At 58.1% G+C, this 18,990-nt stretch carries 20 protein-coding genes and 1 tRNA gene; 6 read left to right on the top strand and 15 right to left on the bottom strand.

Translation table 11 applies throughout. From position 1 onward, the window contains the following. Positions 1–88: 88 nt before the first annotated feature. The 7 genes from QZW03_RS16310 to QZW03_RS16280 form a co-directional block, all read right to left on the bottom strand. Positions 89–1,393, bottom strand: coding sequence for an ABC transporter substrate-binding protein (locus QZW03_RS16310; RefSeq protein ID WP_296511087.1), 1,305 nt, complete (start codon positions 1,391–1,393; stop codon positions 89–91). Between the two features lie 58 nt (positions 1,394–1,451). Next, on the bottom strand, positions 1,452–2,456 hold the full coding sequence (locus tag QZW03_RS16305; protein WP_296511086.1) for an ATP-binding cassette domain-containing protein: 1,005 nt from the start codon (positions 2,454–2,456) through the stop codon (positions 1,452–1,454). Between the two features lie 216 nt (positions 2,457–2,672). Next, entirely contained in the window at positions 2,673–3,002 is a 330-nt protein-coding gene (locus QZW03_RS16300; protein ID WP_296511085.1) for an ATPase with chaperone activity, read from the bottom strand. 69 nt (positions 3,003–3,071) lie between these two features. After that, on the bottom strand, positions 3,072–3,575 hold the full coding sequence (locus QZW03_RS16295) for a low molecular weight protein-tyrosine-phosphatase (protein WP_296511084.1): 504 nt from the start codon (positions 3,573–3,575) through the stop codon (positions 3,072–3,074). Positions 3,576–3,631: 56 nt separating this feature from the next. After that, positions 3,632–4,876 (bottom strand): DEAD/DEAH box helicase, encoded by a 1,245-nt coding sequence (locus tag QZW03_RS16290; RefSeq protein WP_296511083.1) that lies wholly within the window; start codon positions 4,874–4,876, stop codon positions 3,632–3,634. Between the two features lie 48 nt (positions 4,877–4,924). After that, entirely contained in the window at positions 4,925–5,560 is a 636-nt protein-coding gene (locus QZW03_RS16285) for a response regulator (protein WP_296511082.1), read from the bottom strand. Positions 5,561–6,064: 504 nt separating this feature from the next. Continuing rightward, positions 6,065–6,880: an IclR family transcriptional regulator C-terminal domain-containing protein gene (locus QZW03_RS16280; protein ID WP_296511081.1), complete on the bottom strand. Its 816-nt coding sequence runs from the start codon at positions 6,878–6,880 to the stop codon at positions 6,065–6,067. Positions 6,881–7,002: 122 nt separating this feature from the next. Here QZW03_RS16280 and pobA point away from each other — a divergent pair, with 122 nt between their 5' ends. Together pobA and QZW03_RS16270 are read left to right on the top strand one after the other, a co-directional pair. After that, on the top strand, positions 7,003–8,175 hold the full coding sequence (pobA, locus tag QZW03_RS16275; protein WP_296511080.1) for a 4-hydroxybenzoate 3-monooxygenase: 1,173 nt from the start codon (positions 7,003–7,005) through the stop codon (positions 8,173–8,175). Between the two features lie 94 nt (positions 8,176–8,269). Continuing rightward, positions 8,270–9,508, top strand: a complete 1,239-nt coding sequence (locus QZW03_RS16270; protein WP_296511079.1) for an HDOD domain-containing protein — start codon at positions 8,270–8,272, stop codon at positions 9,506–9,508. A 146-nt stretch (positions 9,509–9,654) separates the two neighbouring features. On the opposite strand, the gene QZW03_RS16265 is transcribed toward QZW03_RS16270, so the two are convergent. Continuing rightward, positions 9,655–9,730, bottom strand: a tRNA-Arg gene (locus tag QZW03_RS16265). 88 nt (positions 9,731–9,818) lie between these two features. Between QZW03_RS16265 and QZW03_RS16260 the strand changes: the two genes are divergently transcribed. Then, a complete protein-coding gene (locus tag QZW03_RS16260; RefSeq protein WP_296511078.1) occupies positions 9,819–10,343 on the top strand; it encodes a c-type cytochrome in 525 nt (174 codons plus the stop codon). A 96-nt stretch (positions 10,344–10,439) separates the two neighbouring features. Here the strand turns inward: QZW03_RS16260 and QZW03_RS16255 are convergent, their stop codons facing one another. Genes QZW03_RS16255 through QZW03_RS16245 form a run of 3 tightly spaced genes read right to left on the bottom strand, consistent with a single transcriptional unit; the run spans position 10,440 to position 12,461 of the window. Beyond that, complete coding sequence (locus QZW03_RS16255) at positions 10,440–10,982, bottom strand: DUF2946 family protein (RefSeq protein WP_296511077.1); 543 nt, start codon at positions 10,980–10,982, stop codon at positions 10,440–10,442. Further along, positions 10,975–11,967, bottom strand: a complete 993-nt coding sequence (locus tag QZW03_RS16250; protein ID WP_296511076.1) for an alpha/beta fold hydrolase — start codon at positions 11,965–11,967, stop codon at positions 10,975–10,977. Before QZW03_RS16250 ends, QZW03_RS16255 begins: the two co-directional genes overlap by 8 nt. Before the next feature lie 38 nt (positions 11,968–12,005). Further along, positions 12,006–12,461, bottom strand: coding sequence for a nuclear transport factor 2 family protein (locus tag QZW03_RS16245; RefSeq protein ID WP_296511075.1), 456 nt, complete (start codon positions 12,459–12,461; stop codon positions 12,006–12,008). A gap of 86 nt (positions 12,462–12,547) precedes the next feature. On the opposite strand from QZW03_RS16245, the gene QZW03_RS16240 reads away from it, so the two are divergent. From QZW03_RS16240 to QZW03_RS16230, 3 genes are read left to right on the top strand one after another with little or no spacing between them, the layout of a single operon-like run. Beyond that, positions 12,548–13,174, top strand: a complete 627-nt coding sequence (locus QZW03_RS16240; RefSeq protein ID WP_296511101.1) for a LemA family protein — start codon at positions 12,548–12,550, stop codon at positions 13,172–13,174. Positions 13,175–13,208: 34 nt separating this feature from the next. Further along, complete coding sequence (locus tag QZW03_RS16235; protein WP_296511074.1) at positions 13,209–14,093, top strand: TPM domain-containing protein; 885 nt, start codon at positions 13,209–13,211, stop codon at positions 14,091–14,093. Next, positions 14,087–14,608: a TPM domain-containing protein gene (locus tag QZW03_RS16230; protein ID WP_366481824.1), complete on the top strand. Its 522-nt coding sequence runs from the start codon at positions 14,087–14,089 to the stop codon at positions 14,606–14,608. The genes QZW03_RS16235 and QZW03_RS16230 overlap by 7 nt, the downstream gene beginning before the upstream one ends. 56 nt (positions 14,609–14,664) lie before the next feature. Here QZW03_RS16230 and QZW03_RS16225 read toward each other — a convergent pair whose 3' ends face one another. Genes QZW03_RS16225 through atpA form a run of 4 tightly spaced genes read right to left on the bottom strand, consistent with a single transcriptional unit; the run spans position 14,665 to position 18,980 of the window. Next, the gene (locus QZW03_RS16225) at positions 14,665–15,081 is read right to left on the bottom strand and encodes a F0F1 ATP synthase subunit epsilon (protein ID WP_296511073.1); all 417 of its coding nucleotides are present in this window, start codon (positions 15,079–15,081) and stop codon (positions 14,665–14,667) included. Positions 15,082–15,084: 3 nt separating this feature from the next. Continuing rightward, on the bottom strand, positions 15,085–16,485 hold the full coding sequence (gene atpD / locus QZW03_RS16220) for a F0F1 ATP synthase subunit beta (RefSeq protein ID WP_296511072.1): 1,401 nt from the start codon (positions 16,483–16,485) through the stop codon (positions 15,085–15,087). Positions 16,486–16,514: 29 nt separating this feature from the next. Further along, positions 16,515–17,399 carry a F0F1 ATP synthase subunit gamma gene (atpG, locus tag QZW03_RS16215; RefSeq protein ID WP_296511071.1) on the bottom strand — a complete coding sequence of 295 codons (885 nt, stop codon included), beginning with the start codon at positions 17,397–17,399 and terminating at the stop codon, positions 16,515–16,517. A 27-nt stretch (positions 17,400–17,426) separates the two neighbouring features. Further along, positions 17,427–18,980 (bottom strand): F0F1 ATP synthase subunit alpha, encoded by a 1,554-nt coding sequence (atpA, locus tag QZW03_RS16210; protein WP_296511070.1) that lies wholly within the window; start codon positions 18,978–18,980, stop codon positions 17,427–17,429. Between the last annotated feature and the right edge of the window lie 10 nt (positions 18,981–18,990).

Raw genomic sequence — 18,990 nt, 5'->3', positions numbered from 1 at the left:
GCGTGTCGTGGAAAAAGAGATTCAAAAGGGCCGGCAGCCGAAGCCGCCGGCCTGAAGACGCGCGGTGAAGCAACGTCAGAGGACATACTTACTTGATGGCGTCCCAGCTCTTCTGGATTTCGTCAGCCACTTCTTTGGCAGATGCGCCGCCGGAGTAGTTGACCATGCCCTTCCAGAAGCTACCTGCACCCACGGCTCCGGGCATCAGGTCGGAACCGTCAAAACGGAAGGTGGTGGCGTTCTGCAAGATTTCGCCTTGCTTCTTCAGCGATGCGGTCTTGTACTTGGCCAGATCAACACCCTTGTGCGGTGTCAGGAAGCCGCCTTCAGCCATCCAGATTTCATGCGACTGGGGGTGCTGCAGGTATTCCATGAAGGCACGTGCGCCCTTGCTGTCCTTGGTAATGGTCAGAATGGTTCCGCCGCCCAGGACCGGGTTGCCCAACTTCTTGCTGCTGTAGGAAGGGAAGTAGAAAAAGTCAGCTTCGTCCGACTTGCCTTCAGGGAAGAAGGCAGGAATGAACGATGCCTGACGGTGCATGTAGCACTTGGGTGGTGAGCCGAACATGCCCTTCGGGCTGTCCTTGAAGCTCACGGTCGCCACGGCCTTGGCACCGCCGTCGACATAGGCGTCGTTTTTAGCGAACCAGCCATAGGCTTCGATCGCTTCAATCACGCGCTTGTCGTTGAACTTCATCTTGTTGCTGACCCAGTCGTCATACACCTCAGGGGTCTGGGTGCGCAACATCATGTCTTCCACCCAGTCGGTGGCAGGCCAGCCGGTAGCGGCGTCAGAACCCAGACCGATACACCAAGGCTTGCCGCCATCGGCTGCGATCTTTTTGGTCAGCGCTTGCAGTTCTTCCATGGACTTAGGGACTTTGTAGCCCTTTTCCTTGAAGTTCTCAGGGATGTACCAGACCAAGCTCTTGACGTTCACGTTGTAGAACATGCCGTAGAACTCTTTCTTGCCGGCTTTGTTCGCGTAGGTACCCAAATCAGCCCAGGAAGAGCCGGCTGCGTAGTTCTTTTTCACCCAGTCTTGGGCTTTAGCACCCAAGGGCTTCAAGCCGTCGATGGCAGCCATGTTGGCAGCCAGGCCCGGCTGCGGGAACACGGAGATGTTGGAAGGCGAGCCTGCCTTGATGTCGATCACGATCTGCTGCTCCGAGCTCTGTGAGCAGGAGTGCTTGACGGTGGCGCCCGTTGCCTTCTCGAAATTGGCAATCACTTTCTTGAACATGCCTTCTTCGGCACCTGTCCATGGGCAGGTGATGGTGACTACTTCACCCTTCAAATCCGGCCCTTTGTAATCCGCTGCCATCGCCGGAGCGGCTACAGCACCCAATACCAGAGCGGAAGCTCCGGCTATCATGGTCTTCTTCATCATCATCGTCTTCTCCTCTTGTTGCATCGCGGCCCATCCACGACGCGTTAAAACCTGTTGAAACTCAGTCGACGCGCCGGCCTTCTGCGTTGAATTTGTACAAGTGCTCAGGCGCGAAACCCAGTGAAATGGACTGCCCCGGCTCCAGCCCCAGGGTGCCATCCATGCGCGCAGTGATGTCGCCGAATGCGCCCGCACTCACATACGCAAAGGTCTCGTTACCGAGTTGCTCGGAGTGCTTGAGCGTGCCCTGAACCGGACCACCCTCGGTGACCTTGAGGTGCTCCGGGCGCAGCCCGATCGTCGCCACGTTGTGCCGCGCTGCGAGTTCGCCACTCAGAAAATTCATTTGGGGCGAGCCGATAAAGCCAGCCACAAACATGCTGGCGGGCTTGTTGTAGAGGTCCAGTGGTTTGCCCACCTGTTCGATCCGGCCCTTGTTGAGAACCACAATCTTGTCGGCCAATGTCATGGCCTCGACCTGGTCGTGGGTCACGTAAATCATGGTCGCCCCGAGGCGGCGGTGCAAGGTGGCCAGCTCTACCCGCATCTTGGTGCGCAGGGCAGCATCGAGGTTGGAGAGAGGCTCGTCAAACAAGAACACCTTGGGGTCCCGCACGATGGCCCGGCCGATAGCCACCCGTTGGCGCTGCCCGCCGGACAAAGCCTTGGGCAGGCGCTCCAAGTACTCTGTCAGCTGAAGAATGTCGGACGCTTCGCGGACGCGGCGTTCGATTTCGGCTTTGGGTGTTTTGGCGATCTTGAGGGCGAACGCCATGTTGTCGAAGACGGTTTTATGGGGGTACAGCGCATAGCTCTGAAACACCATGGCCACGCCGCGCTCCGAGGGACCGAGATCATTCACACGGGCTCCGCCAATGTGGAGCTTGCCGCCCGATATTTCTTCCAGGCCCGCAATCATGCGCAACAGCGTGGTCTTGCCGCAGCCCGAGGGACCCACAAACACAGCGAACTCGCCGGGCTCGATATCCAAGTCGATGCCGTGAATGACATCGGCCTTGCCGTAGTTTTTGATGATTCCGCGCAAGCGGACATCAGACTGACTCATAAACATGCTCCTGACGGTGTGCCCACTCCTTGCGGACTGCAGCGGGATGGCTTGAATGGTAATTAAATTACCTCATCAATCACTACGGGCAAACCCTTAAAAACCATGTTTTTCCACAAAATTTTTGCAAAATCAAAATCGGTTTTGTACAAAGAAGACATGCCGACGGGCGAGCTAGCTTCCATAGGCTGTCTTTGCAATTTGGTTACCGGATAGTTACGCTTTGACAACGTTTTCAAGATTCTGCCACGGCCATGACAAAATTTCAGCCATTCTTTGCAGAACCCATGCAGATTGGGGTTCGCTCAGTACGCAGGGCTCGGTGCGCAGGCCCCGGTAACAGCGCTCCAGGACATCGCGCTCAGTGACGCCCAGCTTGAACAGCATGTCCGCCGCGGTGGGCGCGAGCATTTGGGCCATGTCTTCGCAAAGCTCATAGTCACTCAGTACCTGCGCCCAGGGGGCAGAGGGTTTGCTCCGACCCGGCGCGAGGTAGAGCTGCACGAAAGAGGGGGGAATTTCAATCTGGGGGGCGTGGTCGTTCATGCCCCATTGTCGGCCCCATGGCCCGGCTGTCCAGCAGTGCGCTAAGGCGCCACTGGAGTGCACGCAAGGTCAGCGAGCCTGCGCCCGCTGGCGGGCAATGTGCGCCAAAAGTCCGTCGCAGGCCTCCTCTACGAGGTCGAGCACCTCCTCGAACCCTGCGTCGCCACCGTAATAGGGGTCGGGAACCACTGTGGCGTCGTGGCGGGTGCAGAACTCCGTCAACCGTCGCACTTTGTGCCGTTGGTACGGGGGGCACTCCGCCTCCACCAGGGCAAGGTTGTCCCAGTCCATGACCAGAATGAGGTCGGCCGTGGCGAAGTCTGATGCCTGCAATTGGCGGGCGCGCAGATCAGAAAACACATATCCGCGGCGGGCGGCATGCTGCTGGCTGCGGGCGTCGGGCGGCGCTCCGGGGTGGTAGTTGTGGGTGCCGGCCGAGTCGACCTGCAACATGTCAGTGCCCCACCCTTGGGCGCGGGCTTTATGCCGCATCACGCCATGGGCCGTGGGGCTGCGGCAAATGTTGCCCATGCAGACAAACAGCAAGCTTGTGGGCGCATCGCTTTTATGCATCAAATCAGCCTCCAGCCCTCGTAATGCTTGCGCAAGAAGCTATTATTTTGATAGCATTACCGCAGCGACTGCAGCAAACCGGCCGCACGTAGCTTGTCTTTTTTGCTGGGACGCTGGCCTTTGATACCGCCCGCAGCCCGGTCGGCGCTGATGGCAGGTAGCACTTGCGCCGGCTCAAACCCCGGAACCTCTTCCTGCACGACCGATAGGCCGTTGCGCTTTTCAATCAGCGCGAAATGGGCCGCGGTGTCGGCACTGACGAAACTCACTGCCATGCCGGTCTGGCCCGCCCGGGCGGTGCGGCCGATACGGTGCACATAGTCGGGCGCCGCACGTGGCAAGTCGTAGTTCACCACCACCGGCAGCCCGGCGATGTCTACGCCCCGAGCGGCCACATCGGTGGCCACCACAACCTGCACCACACTGGCTTTGAAGTCCGCAAGCACTTGGCTGCGCTTGCCCTGGCTGAGTTGCGCATGAAACGGCTCGGCCTCCAGCCCGGCGCGGCGCAGCTTGTCCGCCACCATTTCGGCAGCGTACTTGGTCGCCACAAACACTAGAGCACGGGGCCAGGCTTCGCTGGTCACCAGATGGCGCAGTAGCTGGGTGCGGCGGCTGGCATCCACCCGAATGGCCCGCTGCCGGATATCGGGAGGCGCTTGGACATCGGCATCGACCGTAATGGTCTGCGGATCCTGCAAGCGTGTGTGCGCAAGACTGCGCACCGCAGGCCCGAAAGTCGCCGAGAACAAGAGGCTTTGGTGCTGCCGGGGCAACAGCGCATCGATGCGATCGAGCTCTTCTGCAAAACCCAAATCAAGCATGCGGTCGGCTTCGTCCAGCACCAGACAGCGAATCTGGTCTAAGTGGACAGCGTTGCGCTCAACAAGGTCTAACAAGCGACCCGTAGTGGCAACCACGATGTCGGTTCCTCCGCGGAGCGCCATCATCTGGGGGTTGATGGACACGCCACCGAACACGACAGAAACCTTCACCCCGATGGCCGCCTCACGCGCCAGGTTGGACAGGACCCCGCCCACCTGCACCGCAAGCTCGCGGGTCGGAACCAGAATCAGCGTTTGCGGCTGGCGTCCGCCCGGCCCCTGCTGGCCAAACCAACGCTGCAACACCGCAAGGGCGAACGCAGCCGTTTTGCCGGAGCCGGTTTGGGCACACACCAGCACATCGCGTCCGGCAATGGCCGGCGGAATAGCAGCTGCTTGCACGGGGGTCGGCGAGGCAAACTGGCGCGCCATGGCAGAGGCCAAGCCGACGCTCAGCCCTAAATTTGAAAACGACATATCGGGATACTCAGTGGCAGCCACGGCGGCACGAGCCCCCGCAACCAATCAAGCGGCGGTGCCGCGTTTAACTTGTGCAGGGGCCTGGATGAACTGGCCCGCCCGGTTCAGGCGGGTGGCCAGTGCGTCCAGGTAGCCCAGCAGGCGTTCTGCCTGAAGCGGCTTTTGGTATAGCGTGACCCAGCTGGGCAAGCGCCCGTCTTCTTCGACTTCCTTGCGGGTCAGTGCGGTCAAAACAATCACTTCAATCGGCTGGTAGGCGCTCTCCTGGGCCATGGCGTTGATCAGGTGGTAACCGTCAAACGGCGTCATCATCAAATCAGTCACCACCAGGTCCGGGCGCTGGCGCTCCAGCTGGATCAGGGCCTGCGACGCATCCGTGGCCACAGTCAGCGCCACATCGTGCCCGCCGCGTGCCAACAGCGCCTGGAAATAAGCGACTTGAATCGGGTCGTCTTCCGCCAGCAAAACTCTCAGCGCGCGCGCGCCAGTTTCGGTGGGAACCGCTGTTCCACGGGACTGCACCAGCTTGTCAATGGCGCTGCGGAAAATCCGGCGGTGTCCGCCCGGTGTGACCCAAGCTTCCAGCTCTCCACTGATGACCATTTTTTGCACTGAGGTGGTCGACAACCCCAAAATTCGGGCTGCTTGCTGGGTGGTCAGTACGTCACTGCTATTGGTCATGGCGGAAGGTCGAAATAAACACAGGAAACCTCGACTAGATTTAAATATCTCAGTTTTGGCGCTTTGGTCGTATTTTATTCAACTCTGTGCCACCGCCTTAGCTTCTTTTCTCACTGTGTCAGCTGATTTACAAATTCGCAAACGGCAAATATGTGACATTTGCACTCTAGCTTTAACGAGAAAAATTCTCACCACGAGCCGTATTGCCCTCAGTTGTCAGGAATTTCCGAGAGGGGAGAAGGCTCGGTCAATGCATACTCTGCGGGTGTGCTTTCAATATTCCACGGCTCGGCAGGGCACTCGCAGAATCCTGAAGTGACATGAGGCGCTACGTTTGGATTTAACCAAAAACGGAAAGGCAATACTTCCACTGGATTAAAGGGCTGCGACATAGAGCTCCATTCGTTTAATTCTATTTATTTGAAATATAACGAATTTAGAATAAATGACAACCTGAGAACTAGCAGCAACTCACTGCCTACTTTCGCCTTGACACCGGCACACTCAAAGTAGCGCCCTCAATTCTTGCGCCGCATCCTGCAGAACCGGCAACAAGGCTGTGCTGAACTCACCGGCACGCCAACGGTGGGGTGCGGTCACGACGTTGAGCGCCCCGACTAGCGCCCCCCGCGCGTTGCGCAGAGGCACGGCCAGTGCCTGCACACCCAGCTCATGCTCTTGATTCGCAAAGCTGAAATCCTCCCGACGTGCGATCGCTATCTGCTCAGTCAGTACCGCGGCATCGGTCACGGTATGCGCCGTTAGACGGCGCAGCGGATGGTCTAACAGCCACTGCTGAAGCGCGGCATCCGACAGCCCCGCCAACAGCACCCGCCCCGTGGAGGTGGCATGCGCCGGGAGTCTTGCCCCCAAGTGCAATCCATAGGCCAACACCTGCGCCTTGCCGGCCGGAGAGCTGCGCCAGTCATTCCCGCTGCGCGCCACGATAACCACCTCGCTGCCATCCAACACCACCGCAGAGAAAGACTCCTGGGTTTGGGCAGCCAAGCGGTTCAGCGTGGGCTGCACGACCCGCGGGAAGCGGGCCGAGGACAGGTAAGTGCCGGAGAAACGCAGTACCTTGCTGGCAAGCCAGAAATAGCTTCCGTCCGTCTCCAAATACCCCAATGAAGCCAAGGTGAGCAGATGCCGCCGCGCGGCTGCCCTCGTGATTCCGGCACGCTGGGCCGCTAAGGTGGCGTTCAGTCGTTGGCGTTCGGTATCAAAGCTTTCGAGCACCGCCATTCCTTTGACGATTCCCGCGATGACATCGGCCTGAGCGATCGGGAAGGCGCCAGGCGTGTCGTGGTGCGTGTTCATGCAAACTCCAGTAATTGCGCGATATTCGCACAAGCATTCTATCTATCGCGCAAATTTTCCACCTTACGGATGACCATCCGCATGCGCACCGATAACCTTTGTGCATTGACAGAGGAACATCCATGCGAACACAAGTAGCCATCATCGGTGCGGGCCCTTCGGGGCTGCTTCTAGGCCAGCTCCTGCACCGTGCAGGGGTTGACGCCATCATTATTGAGCGGCAAAGCGCAGACTATGTGCTGTCCCGCATCCGTGCCGGCGTTCTGGAGCAGGTCACCACGGATTTGCTAGACGAGGTCGGGGTCGGCCGACGGATGCACCAAGAGGGCTTGCCACACACGGGTTTTGACTTGCTGTTTGCTGGGGAAAGACACCGGATCGATCTGCACAGCCTCACCGGTGGCCAGCAGGTCATGGTGTACGGGCAGACGGAGGTGACCCGTGACCTCATGGCGGCCCGCGAAGCTGCAGGCCTGCAAACGATGTACCAGGCCAGCGATGTTTCCATTCATGACTTCGACACCGCCACCCCCCACGTCAAATTTCAGCACGGTGGCCAGTGGCACACCTTGCATTGCGACTTTATTGCCGGCTGCGATGGCTTCCATGGTGTTTGCCGCGCCAGCCTGCCCGAGGGCGCCGTCACCGAGTACGAAAAGGTCTACCCGTTCGGCTGGTTGGGTTTGCTGGCTGACACCCCGCCCGTCCACCATGAGTTGATTTACGCCAACAGCGAGCGAGGTTTCGCACTGTGCTCCCAGCGCAGTGCCACCCGCAGCCGCTACTACCTCCAGGTCCCGTTGAGTGATAAGGCTGAAAATTGGTCGGATGAGGCATTCTGGGACGAGTTGCGACTCCGCCTCGACCCGAGCGCGCGCGAGGCGCTGGTGACCGGCCCATCTTTAGAGAAAAGCATTGCACCTCTGCGAAGCTTTGTTGCAGAACCGATGCGTTTCGGTCGCTTGTTTCTCGCCGGAGATGCCGCGCACATCGTGCCACCTACGGGCGCTAAGGGTCTGAACCTTGCCGCGACGGATGTGAAGTATTTGTCCTCCGCGCTGATAGAGTTTTTTCAGGAGCGGTCCGCCGCCGGTATCGACCACTATTCGCAACGGTGCCTGCAACGCATCTGGAAAGGTGAGCGGTTTTCATGGTGGTTTACCAGCTTGATGCACCAGTTCCCGGGCGAAGGCGCTATTGCCCAGAAGCTCCAGAATGCCGAGTTGCATTACCTGGTGCAATCGCAGCCGGCCTCCACGGTGCTTGCGGAAAACTATGTCGGCCTGCCTTTGTAGGGCCAGCACCGTCTTTCGACCGGTTTAACCCACTGCTTGTCAGTGCTTTCGGTCTGCGTTAGCCTCTGTAACAGTTACAGGGAGCTATTTGACTATGCCAGAGCACGATACCGTCGCACCGGAGTTGTTGGAGCGCATCTCTATTGCGCGGCAGCCTATCGTGGACATAGACCGGACTGTGCTGGCCTATGAGCTTTTCAACCGGTCAACGCACGCCAAAGGTCACTCCGAGGCCAGCGACATTGCGCTCGCGCTGAATGCGGTTGCTAGTAGTGGCTCACCGTTTGGCACCCTGAGCCATGATGTTTTTATCCACTCCGTCCACAGAGGGCTGACCGGGCCGCAGTGGGACTTTTTAGCCCCAGCACGGACGGTAATCGAAATCGGCCCGGCTCCCCGGCACGATGCCGGTTTTGTGCAAGCGCTCGTACCGGCGCTTCAAGCCCTCAAGTCCCGTGGCTTCCGCCTGGCCTTTAAACACAGCGTAGTTGCCCCCGTGTACCGGCCTTGGCAAGGCTTGGCAGATTTCGTCAAGCTTGATTCGTCGAGCATAGACCCGGCCCAGCTCAAGCTCTTGGTCCAAGCGGCCCGCCAGCGAACGCCCGCCATCTTGATTGCCGAAAAGGTAGAGAACCAAGTCCAGTTCGAGGGGATGGCGGAGCAAGGTATTGCGGAATTTCAAGGCTACTGGTTTTCCGTGCCGGAGACCACACAGTCCAAATTACTGACCCCGGCCCAAGGCAGTGCCATCCACCTTTTTCAACTGCTCAAGACGGAAGCCGGTATTGATGCGGTGGAGACAGCCCTAAAAAAAGACGCCGCCTTGGGTGTGAGCCTGCTGCGCATCATCAACGCGGCAGGCACCGGAATGCCTCAGAAGGTCACCTCACTGCGACAGGCGGTGATGCTGCTCGGCTACGAGCGCTTGGTGCGCTGGTCGGCATTGTTGCTAACCAATACGAGCGCACACGCCAGCATTCCAAGCACTTCGGCGGTGGTTCGCGGCCGCATGATGGAACTGCTGGCACAACATCTAGGAGACGGTGAAACGGCCGGAGCCGCGTTTCTGGTGGGTCTGTTGTCTCAGATTGACAGCTTGCTCGGACTCCCCATGCAAGAGCTACTCCCGCAACTGGCACTGGACGACAGCGTCTGTGATGCCCTGCTCTCAGGCAAAGGGCTGCTCGGCTCTTTGTTGGCGCTGGTCTGCGCCTGCGAAACCGATCATGAAGCCGACTTCAACACGGCCTACGCCCGGCTTCCCTTTTCACTGAAGCAGATCAACGTAGCCCACATGGAAGCTCTGGTGTGGGCAGATAGCTTGGCCGGCTGAAGCACGGCGAGCGGGCCACCGGCACGGAGCAGTTTTGTTTTTGGGAAGAAGCTCTTAGTTGCGAAATCCCAAGGGAAACACGACTGGCAACCTGACTACCGGTTGCGGTGACAAGGCTCCAAGGCAAGCGCTTGGAACAGAAAAGATGGTGCGGCTGGCGGGGATCGAACCCACGACCCTTGGCTTCGGAGGCCAATACTCTATCCACTGAGCTACAGCCGCAACAGAGGGTGGATTGTAGGTGTTTTCAGGAGGCCGACCGCTATAATCGCCAGCAGATTGAAAGCCCCCGATTAATTTGAGGACACCCATGAGCGATAACAGCCAAGCTACTGCGCACGAAGAAGACCACACGGGCCCCGTCAAGACGCCGAAACAACTTTTGTTAGCGGCGTTTTTCTCGTTCGTGATCCCGATCTTCGTCATCATCGGCTTGGTCTACTACGTCACCTCTGCCAACAAGCCTGCGGCGGGCGCGGTGAACATGGAAAAGGCGACTGCAGAGCGCATCCAGAAAATCGGTATGGTCGAAATCCGCGATGCCAACCGCGAAATGAAATCGGGTGAAGAGGTCTACAAAGCGCAATGCGCTGCATGCCATGCGGTAGGTGCGGCAGGTGCTCCGAAATTTGGTGACGCAGGCGCTTGGGGTGCCCGTATCAAGACCGGTTTTGAGGCGCTGTACACCTCAGCCATTAAAGGCAAGGGTGCCATGGGTTCACAGGCAGGCGGAGACTTTTCTGACTACGAAATCGCGCGGGCGGTTGTGTTCATGGCCAACGCCGGTGGCGGCAAATTGGAAGAGCCCAAGAAGCCGGCAGCCGAGGCCAAGTAAGCCCTCTTCGCTCCAATAAAAAGGCCGACGCAAGTCGGCTTTTTTACGTCTGCATGCCGGTGTTGGCGGCACCCAGCAGCCACCCGCGGGACCGCTCTATGCCTTGCCTTTGACGGATTGAGGGCTGCGGACAAAGCCAAAGCGCGACTCCATATCGCTGCGTTGAATTTCCTGCGGCTGCCATTCGCCATGCTCTACCTTGGACGCCGCGTGGGCCATGTCTGCGGTGTGGATAAGGCCGATGCCTAGCGGCGTCTCTAGATAGAGCAGGCCCAGTTCATCCAGATAGCTTTCTTGCACCGTAGCAACTTCGCCCGTGTGGGCAACGATGTGGCCTTCCGGGTGAATGCGCCACACCCAGGGCGTGTGCATCAACTCGACATAAACACGCTGCGGGCCATTTTGAAAAAACCAGGCGCCTGACGCATCGCACGCGTAGTTGCGCTGAATAAAGTCTATGAGCTTCTCGTGCTGCAAACGGCTGCCCCGCGCGTAGTGAACGGACGATGCGAAGTCACCGCAGGCCTGAGCCGCATCATCCCGCAGATACCAATCACCACGCCCATCAAGCCCGAGCCATCCATAGCAATCGGGCACGTTCGGCCACTTGACCATGGCCTGCATCACGATGTCATCCATGCTGACTCCTTGGCTTATTCACCCGCGAGGCCATCCAGTTTCCCACCACTTCAGGCATGGTCCGCACGTGACCCGGCAGACGCCCCTGAGGAAAGCCCACATGTCCGCCGTGTGCGGGTTGCCACAAGGTTACGTACTCGCCCACCTCGGACTGCGACGGCAAACTCCAAGCCGGCACGAAAGGGTCGTTTCTCGCATTGACCACGAGCGCGGGTACGCGGATGCGGGCAAGGTGGGGCTTGGCGGAGCCTCGCGCCCAATAGTCCTCGGTGCTTTTGAACCCATGGAGCGGTGCGGTAAAGAGGTTGTCAAACTCGTACAGGTCTCTCGCCGCCTGCAGCGCGTCGCCATCAAACAGGCCCGGAAACTGGGCCAGCTTTTGCATCGCCTTGGGAATCATGGTGTTGAGGAACATCCGGGTGTAGACCCACCGGTTAAAACCCCGGCCAATTGCGTAGCCTCCAGCGGCAAGATCAATTGGTGAGCAAACGGCAGCGACCGCCTCGACCGTGGCGCCGGCCGTGCTTCCGGCCTCTTCCGCCCAACGCAGCAATGCGTTGCCGCCCAATGAAACCCCGACTGCCATGATGGGGCCGGAATGCTGCTGGCGGAATTTGGACAGCATCCAGCCTATTTCCTCGTGATCGCCGGAGTGGTAGGCGCGAGGTGCCAGATTCAGCTCGCCGCTGCATCCACGAAAGTGGGGCACCGCGTAAGCGTATCCACGCGCCTGAGCGTAGTCGGCAAAGGCCTCTGCATAGTGACTTCGGGAGGTGCCCTCCAGACCGTGGAAAAGAACCAACAAGGGTTGCTGGGCAGTCGGGGGCTGGGCCAACCAATCGACGTCAATGAAATCTTGGTCCGGAGTTTGCCAACGCTCACGCCGGTACTGCGGGTGGGGCCCGAAGACTCGCCGTGAGTAAAGTGCGGGCCAGATGGTTTGCAGATTCCCCCCGGGGAGCCACCATGGCGCTACATAATTCATAGCTACTCGCGCTGTATTATCAAGGGCTAGCGGCATATTTAATGCAAAATCTGCGGGGTGCTGTGTTCTTGCAGTGCATCTTCGGACGTTCCCGGGCTGGCATGGTGCACGACCATTCGCCATCCTTGCGGGGTCTTGTGGTACACGTTGGTAGCCACGACATGCGCCTTGTCTTTGCCTTGGGGCGTGAGAATTTCAACCACCTCCAGCACATGGTGTACTGCACTGGCCAGGGACTCGACCCGGCGGATGTTTTCAGGCTTCACATGAATGGCGCCTCCATGGGCAAACATCGCCTCAAAGGCGGCGCGGATGGCCCCCATACCTATCAACCGGGTGCCTCCGGGGTGAATACAAGCGATGTCGTCCTCGTCAGCCCAGCAGGCCATGAGCTTGTCGATATCTCCGAGTTGCATCGCGTCATAGAACGCGGCCTCTATTTCATCCGGGGTTCCGCCAATCACGGCGTGCATTTTTGCAGGGTTTTTAGGCATATTCGCATTCTCGCGTATCCGGACCGATGTCGCGGCACCGGAGCGCAGTAGGATGCTGCCTTCATCCTCGGGAGTTCATGATGAACATGTCGAACTGGTGCGCCGCTGGGGCACAAACTGTGAATCGTTGCGTTCGGGCGTCTCTGCTCGGCTTTTTGTTGGTGTTGACCGGTTGCGGCTACAACGATTTTCAGCGCTTGGACGAGCAGTCCATTGCAGCATGGAGTGAGGTGCTGAACCAGTATCAACGGCGCGCTGATCTGGTTCCCAATATTGTTGCGACTGTGAAGGGTGAGGCAGCCTTTGAGCAGGAAACCCTCACCAAGGTCATAGAAGCGCGTGCGAAGGCGACTTCCTTGCAAATTAGCCCCGAGAGTTTGAATGATCCCGAGGCCTTTTCTAAGTTTCAAAAAGTGCAGGGTGAGTTGGGCGGCGCGCTGAGCCGCTTGCTGGTAGTGAGCGAGCAGTATCCCAACCTGAAGGCAAACCAAGGATTCAGCGATCTGCGCGTTCAGCTCGAAGGCACTGAAAACCGCATTGCAGTGGCACGCAACCGGTATATCCAGGCAGTTCAGGACTACAACGTTCTAGCCCGCAGCTTCCCCAACAACTTGACCGCGATGGCTTTGGGCTACAAGCCCAAGCCAGCCTTTACGGTGGCGAATGAAGCGGCTATTTCCGCACCGCCGGTGGTGGACTTCAAGCAAAAATAAGATGCAGTGCGGCCTGCTTTGGTTACGAGGTGCAGTGACACGCTTGTTGGTGGGCTTGCTACTGCTTGGCTCATCGACGCTGTTTGCGGATACGTTGTTGGCGATCCCGCCCCTTACTGCCCGCGTGATCGATACCAGTAGTGTTTTGACGGCCGCCGATATCCAGCAGCTTGAATTAAGGCTATCGCGCTTGGAGGCAGAGACAGGAAGTCAGGTGGTAGTGTGGCTTCTGCCAAGCAGCGACGGTGAAGATATAGCCGCCCTCGCAAACCGTGTGGCCAATACCTGGAAGTTGGGTCGCAAAGTTGAAGGCGATGGCGTGTTGCTCCTGGTGGCCGTTAACGACAAGCGCATGCGCATTGAAGTCGCTAAGTCTCTGGAAGGCGCGATACCTGATGTACAGGCCGGCCGGATCATTCAGCAGAAGATGGCCCCCTTATTTCGCACTGGCGACTATGCGGGGGGATTACAGGCCGCTATTGGCGCTTTGGCGGCTTTGATTCAAGCAGAGGCTCTGCCTGCACCCATGGATAGCCCCCCATCCCGCAACGCTTCAGTCGACGTGAATGTCGTCGAACTCGGGGTGTTTGTTTTCTTTGTCTCGGCGATTGGCGGGAATCTCGCGCGCCAGGCATTCGGTACACGTTTTGCTGCAGGCCTCGTCGGTCTCGCCGCAACAGGGGTGGTTTTTTACATCACTCAACTCTGGTGGGTTGGGCTGCTGGCCGGACTTGGGGGCTTTATCCTCTCCCTCTTGATGAGCCGGAGCAGCTCAACATCGGCGGGCTATAGGAAGGGGGGATACACCGCAGGTGGTATGGGTGGCTCCTCTTCTAGTTCTTCGGACTCTGGTTCAGGTGGCTTCCACTCCGGTGGGGGTGGAAATTTTGGTGGTGGCGGAGCGTCTGGAGGATGGTGATGGAAACGCGTTTAAGTCGCTGGCTACGCCACCGTTGGGCAGATGATGCAGTGGGACAGCTCCCTTCCGGTTTCGGCGAACGGATCGCTGACATGATTCGCAACAGTGAGCGGAGCCATACCGCTGAAATTTGTTTCTATGTTGAGAGTTCCTTGCCGAGTTCCACGCTCTGGCAGCGGTGTGAGATGCAGGGATTGCTCAAGCAGCGGGCGCAGCAATTGTTTGCCACCCAGCGCATCTGGGACACTGAACACAACAACGGCGTGCTGCTCTACATCTGCCTTGCTGAGCATGCGGTTGAAATCGTCTTCGATCGCGCGCTAGTCGGCATGCAGGAGCCGCAATTCTGGGACTCCTTGGCCCAAGAGGTCGCGGCGCAGTGGAAAGCCACTAACCTCGAACGTGGCTTGACTACATTTGTAGACAAGATCACGCCCAAGTTGGCTGCTCAGTTCCCCATTGAGCCCGGGAAAATCAACGCCAACGAGCTCTCGGACAGTCCTCATTTGGGTTGATAGCTTTGCCATGAAAAAAGCCACCCGAGGGTGGCTTTTTGTCGGCAATCTACCGATTACTTCTTTTTCAAGAACCTGCGAGCAGCAGCCATTTCGGCGGCCATCACAGCGATTTCAGATTGAATTCGCGCAATATCAATCTCGCTGTTGGCGTTCTTCAAAGCTTCTTCAGCAGCAGCCTTGGCTGCGTTAGCCTTTTCTTCGTCCAAGTCCTTGCCACGAATCGCTGTGTCAGACAACACAGTGACACAGTTAGGCTGAACTTCCAAAATGCCACCGGCTACGAACACGAACTCTTCAGTTCCATCGGCCTTCTCGATACGCACCGAGCCGGGCTTGATGCGTGTGATCAGAGGCGTGTGGCGGGGCTTGATGCCCAGCTCGCCACCTTCACCAGGAAGCGCCACGAAGACGGCTTCACCGGAGAAGATGGACTCTTCTGCACTGACCACATCCACGTGGATGGTGTTCATGACTTAGACCTTCTTGGCTTTTTCGAACGCTTCGTCGATGGTTCCCACCATGTAGAAAGCCTGTTCGGGCAAGTGATCGCATTCGCCGCCGACAATCATCTTGAAGCCACGGATGGTTTCAGACAAAGGAACGTACTTACCGGGGGAACCGGTAAACACTTCGGCCACGTGGAAAGGCTGGCTCAAGAAACGCTGAATCTTGCGGGCACGGGCCACAGCCAACTTGTCTTCGGGAGCCAAGTCGTCCATACCCATGATCGCAATAATGTCGCGCAACTCACGGTAACGCTGCAAAGTACCCTGTACGGCACGCGCAGTGTTGTAGTGGTCTTCGCCCACCACCAACGGATCGAGCTGACGGCTAGTCGAATCCAAAGGATCCACCGCGGGGTAGATACCCAAAGAAGCGATGTCGCGGGACAACACAACCGTGGAGTCCAAGTGAGCAAAGGTGGTCGCAGGGGATGGATCGGTCAAGTCATCGGCAGGCACGTAAACGGCTTGGATGGAAGTGATGGAACCGACTTTGGTAGAGGTAATACGCTCTTGCAGACGGCCCATTTCTTCGGCCAAGGTGGGCTGGTAGCCCACAGCAGAAGGCATACGACCCAACAAAGCGGACACTTCGGTACCGGCCAATGTGTAGCGGTAGATGTTGTCCACGAAGAACAAAACGTCTTTACCTTCGTCACGGAAGGACTCAGCGATGGTCAGACCTGTCAAGGCTACGCGCAAACGGTTGCCTGGTGGCTCGTTCATCTGACCGTACACCATGGCCACTTTGGACTCAGGCAGATCTTCCAAGTTCACAACGCCGGAATCGGCCATCTCGTGATAGAAGTCGTTACCTTCACGGGTACGCTCACCCACACCGGCGAACACGGACAAGCCGCTGTGAGCCTTAGCGATGTTGTTGATCAGTTCCATCATGTTCACGGTCTTGCCCACACCGGCACCACCGAACAGACCAACTTTACCGCCCTTAGCGAACGGGCACACCAAGTCAATCACCTTGATGCCGGTTTCGAGCAATTCTTGCGAAGGGCTCAGCTCGTCATACGACGGAGCCTTACGGTGGATAGACGCTGTGTGGTCCTGGCTTACAGGGCCGCGCTCGTCGATAGGCGAACCCAACACGTCCATGATGCGACCCAAAGTGGCCTTGCCCACGGGCACAGTGATTTGTGCGCCGGTGTTGTACACCACCAGACCGCGACGCAGGCCGTCAGATGAGCCCAGCGCGATGGTACGCACTACGCCGTCACCAAGCTGCTGCTGCACTTCGAGGGTCAGCGGCGAGCCTTCCATCTTGAGAGCGTCGTACACACGGGGCATCTGGTCGCGTGGAAACTCCACGTCCACCACCGCGCCGATACATTGAACAATTTTTCCTTGGGCTTGCATTTTTTCGCTCCAATAATTTCTGAATTCGCTTAGCCGCTGATGGCAGCTGCGCCGGACACGATTTCAGACAGCTCTTTGGTAATTGCGGCCTGACGGGTCTTGTTGTAAACGAGCTTGAGCTCGGCAATGACGTTACCGGCATTGTCAGTGGCTGCCTTCATGGCAACCATCCGTGCTGCGTGCTCCGATGCCATGTTCTCTGCGAGAGCTTGGAATACCAGCGCTTCCACGTAACGGACCAGCAAATCGTCGATCACAGTAGGTGCATCGGGCTCGTACAGATAGTCCCAGGCGTGTTGACTTCCGTCTGCCTTGGTATCTGCCGCCATCTGCGCGGCCGACAAGGGAAGCAACTGCTCCACTACCGGCTCCTGACGCATGGTGCTGACAAACTTGTTGTAGCAGACATGGACAGCGCTGACTTCACCCTTCACGTAGGCATCGATCAACACCTTGACAGGCCCGATGAGCTTGTCGAGGTGAGGACGATCACCCAAATGGGTCACATGGGACACCACTTGAGCACCCACACGGTTCAAAAAGCCGAGGCCCTTGCTACCAATCGCAACTGCTTTCGCGGTCTTTCCGGCAGCTTGCGCTTCGCGCAACTGGCCGGTGACTTGGCGCAACAAGTTGGTATTGAGACCGCCGCACAAACCTTTGTCCGTGGTGACCACAATCAGACCGACAGCTTTCGCCTCGTTGGTCTTCATGAAGTCGTGCACGTACTCAGGATTGGCTTGTCCCAGATGAGTTGCAATGTCCCGGATCTTCGTGCTGTAAGGGCGGGCAGCGCGCATACGCTCCTGCGCCTTGCGCATTTTGGAGACCGAGATCATTTCCATGGCCTTGGTGATCTTCTTGGTGTTCTCCACCGATTTGATCTTTGTGCGTAGTTCCTTGCCTGCTGCCATCAATGGCTCCTTGTGATCAGGTGGAAATCAAGCAAAAGTCTTCTTGAACGCGGCCACAGCAGCAGTCAATTCAGCTTCAGCGTCCTTGTCCAGAGCCTTGGTGTCTTCCACCTTAGCCAACAGGGCAGCGTGCTTGTCCTTGAGGTAGGCATGAAGGCCGTGCTCGAAAGCCAGGATCTTCTTGACTTCCACATCATCCATGAAGCCCTTGTTCACTGCGAACAACGATGCGCTCATGATGCTGATGGACTGGGGGCTGTATTGCTTTTGCTTCAGCAGTTCGGTCACGCGAGCACCGCGGTCCAACTGCTTGCGGGTAGCTTCGTCCAGATCAGAAGCGAACTGCGCAAACGCAGCCAATTCGCGGTACTGAGCCAAGTCGTTACGGATACCGCCGGACTGTCCCTTAACAACCTTGGTCTGAGCAGCAGAACCCACGCGGGACACCGAGATACCGGCGTTGATCGCAGGGCGTACGCCGGCGTTGAACAGGCTGGTTTCCAGGAAGATCTGGCCGTCAGTGATCGAAATCACGTTGGTTGGCACGAAAGCAGACACGTCACCGGCTTGGGTTTCGATGATAGGCAGAGCGGTCAAAGAACCGGTCTTACCCTTCACTGCGCCCTTGGTGAAAGCTTCCACGTACTCGGCGTTCACACGCGCTGCACGCTCCAGCAAACGGCTGTGGAGATAGAACACGTCGCCAGGGTACGCTTCGCGGCCTGGTGGGCGGCGCAACAGCAAAGACACTTGACGGTAAGCCACGGCTTGCTTGGACAAATCGTCGTACACGATCAGGGCGTCTTCGCCACGGTCGCGGAAGTATTCGCCCATGGTGCAACCGGAGTACGCAGAAACGTACTGCATCGCAGCAGATTCAGAAGCAGATGCAGCCACCACGATGGTGTATTCCATCGCACCGGCTTGCTCCAAAGCGCGCACCACGTTTTTGATCGAAGAAGCCTTTTGGCCGATCGCAACGTAGACGCAGGTCATGTTCTGACCCTTCTGGTTGATGATGGCGTCGATAGCCACGGCTGTCTTGCCGGTCTGGCGGTCGCCGATGATCAATTCGCGCTGTCCGCGGCCGACGGGAACCATGGAGTCGATAGACTTCAGACCGGTCTGCATAGGCTGATCCACGGATTTACGGGCGATCACACCAGGTGCCACCTTTTCAATCACGTCGGTCATCTTGGCGTTAATCGGGCCTTTGCCGTCGATAGGCTGACCCAAAGCGTTCACCACGCGGCCACGCAACTCAGGACCCACTGGCACTTCCAGAATACGACCTGTGCACTTCACAGTGTCGCCTTCGGAGATGTGCTCGTACTCACCCAAAATCACGGCGCCGACAGAGTCGCGCTCGAGGTTCAAGGCCAAGCCGTAGGTGGGCAAGCCATCGCTACCAGCCGGGAATTCCAACATTTCGCCTTGCATCACGTCGGACAGACCGTGAATGCGGCAAATACCGTCGGTCACAGAAACCACGGTGCCTTGGTTGCGGATGTCAGCGCTTGCGGACAAACCGTCAATACGGCTCTTGATCAATTCAGAAATTTCTGCGGGATTGAGTTGCATGACTCTTTCC

Origin of the sequence: Rhodoferax sp. (genome assembly GCF_013297935.1) — a bacterium.
Lineage (GTDB): Bacteria > Pseudomonadota > Gammaproteobacteria > Burkholderiales > Burkholderiaceae_C > Allorhodoferax.
Note: the sequence above shows the minus strand (reverse complement) of the source record. Positions and strands in the feature narration are given on the sequence as shown.

Excerpts from the sequence above, each read along its gene's own strand:
- QZW03_RS16310 (WP_296511087.1), bottom strand. The coding sequence starts at position 1,393 with ATGATGATGAAGAAGACCATGATAGCCGGAGCTTCCGCTCTGGTATTG.
- QZW03_RS16305 (WP_296511086.1), bottom strand. The coding sequence starts at position 2,456 with ATGAGTCAGTCTGATGTCCGCTTGCGCGGAATCATCAAAAACTACGGC.
- QZW03_RS16300 (WP_296511085.1), bottom strand. The coding sequence starts at position 3,002 with ATGAACGACCACGCCCCCCAGATTGAAATTCCCCCCTCTTTCGTGCAG.
- QZW03_RS16295 (WP_296511084.1), bottom strand. The coding sequence starts at position 3,575 with ATGCATAAAAGCGATGCGCCCACAAGCTTGCTGTTTGTCTGCATGGGC.
- QZW03_RS16290 (WP_296511083.1), bottom strand. The coding sequence starts at position 4,876 with ATGTCGTTTTCAAATTTAGGGCTGAGCGTCGGCTTGGCCTCTGCCATG.
- QZW03_RS16285 (WP_296511082.1), bottom strand. The coding sequence starts at position 5,560 with ATGACCAATAGCAGTGACGTACTGACCACCCAGCAAGCAGCCCGAATT.
- QZW03_RS16280 (WP_296511081.1), bottom strand. The coding sequence starts at position 6,880 with ATGAACACGCACCACGACACGCCTGGCGCCTTCCCGATCGCTCAGGCC.
- pobA (WP_296511080.1), top strand. The coding sequence starts at position 7,003 with ATGCGAACACAAGTAGCCATCATCGGTGCGGGCCCTTCGGGGCTGCTT.
- QZW03_RS16270 (WP_296511079.1), top strand. The coding sequence starts at position 8,270 with ATGCCAGAGCACGATACCGTCGCACCGGAGTTGTTGGAGCGCATCTCT.
- QZW03_RS16260 (WP_296511078.1), top strand. The coding sequence starts at position 9,819 with ATGAGCGATAACAGCCAAGCTACTGCGCACGAAGAAGACCACACGGGC.
- QZW03_RS16255 (WP_296511077.1), bottom strand. The coding sequence starts at position 10,982 with ATGGATGACATCGTGATGCAGGCCATGGTCAAGTGGCCGAACGTGCCC.
- QZW03_RS16250 (WP_296511076.1), bottom strand. The coding sequence starts at position 11,967 with ATGAATTATGTAGCGCCATGGTGGCTCCCCGGGGGGAATCTGCAAACC.
- QZW03_RS16245 (WP_296511075.1), bottom strand. The coding sequence starts at position 12,461 with ATGCCTAAAAACCCTGCAAAAATGCACGCCGTGATTGGCGGAACCCCG.
- QZW03_RS16240 (WP_296511101.1), top strand. The coding sequence starts at position 12,548 with ATGTCGAACTGGTGCGCCGCTGGGGCACAAACTGTGAATCGTTGCGTT.
- QZW03_RS16230 (WP_366481824.1), top strand. The coding sequence starts at position 14,087 with ATGGTGATGGAAACGCGTTTAAGTCGCTGGCTACGCCACCGTTGGGCA.
- QZW03_RS16225 (WP_296511073.1), bottom strand. The coding sequence starts at position 15,081 with ATGAACACCATCCACGTGGATGTGGTCAGTGCAGAAGAGTCCATCTTC.
- atpD (WP_296511072.1), bottom strand. The coding sequence starts at position 16,485 with ATGCAAGCCCAAGGAAAAATTGTTCAATGTATCGGCGCGGTGGTGGAC.
- atpG (WP_296511071.1), bottom strand. The coding sequence starts at position 17,399 with ATGGCAGCAGGCAAGGAACTACGCACAAAGATCAAATCGGTGGAGAAC.
- atpA (WP_296511070.1), bottom strand. The coding sequence starts at position 18,980 with ATGCAACTCAATCCCGCAGAAATTTCTGAATTGATCAAGAGCCGTATT.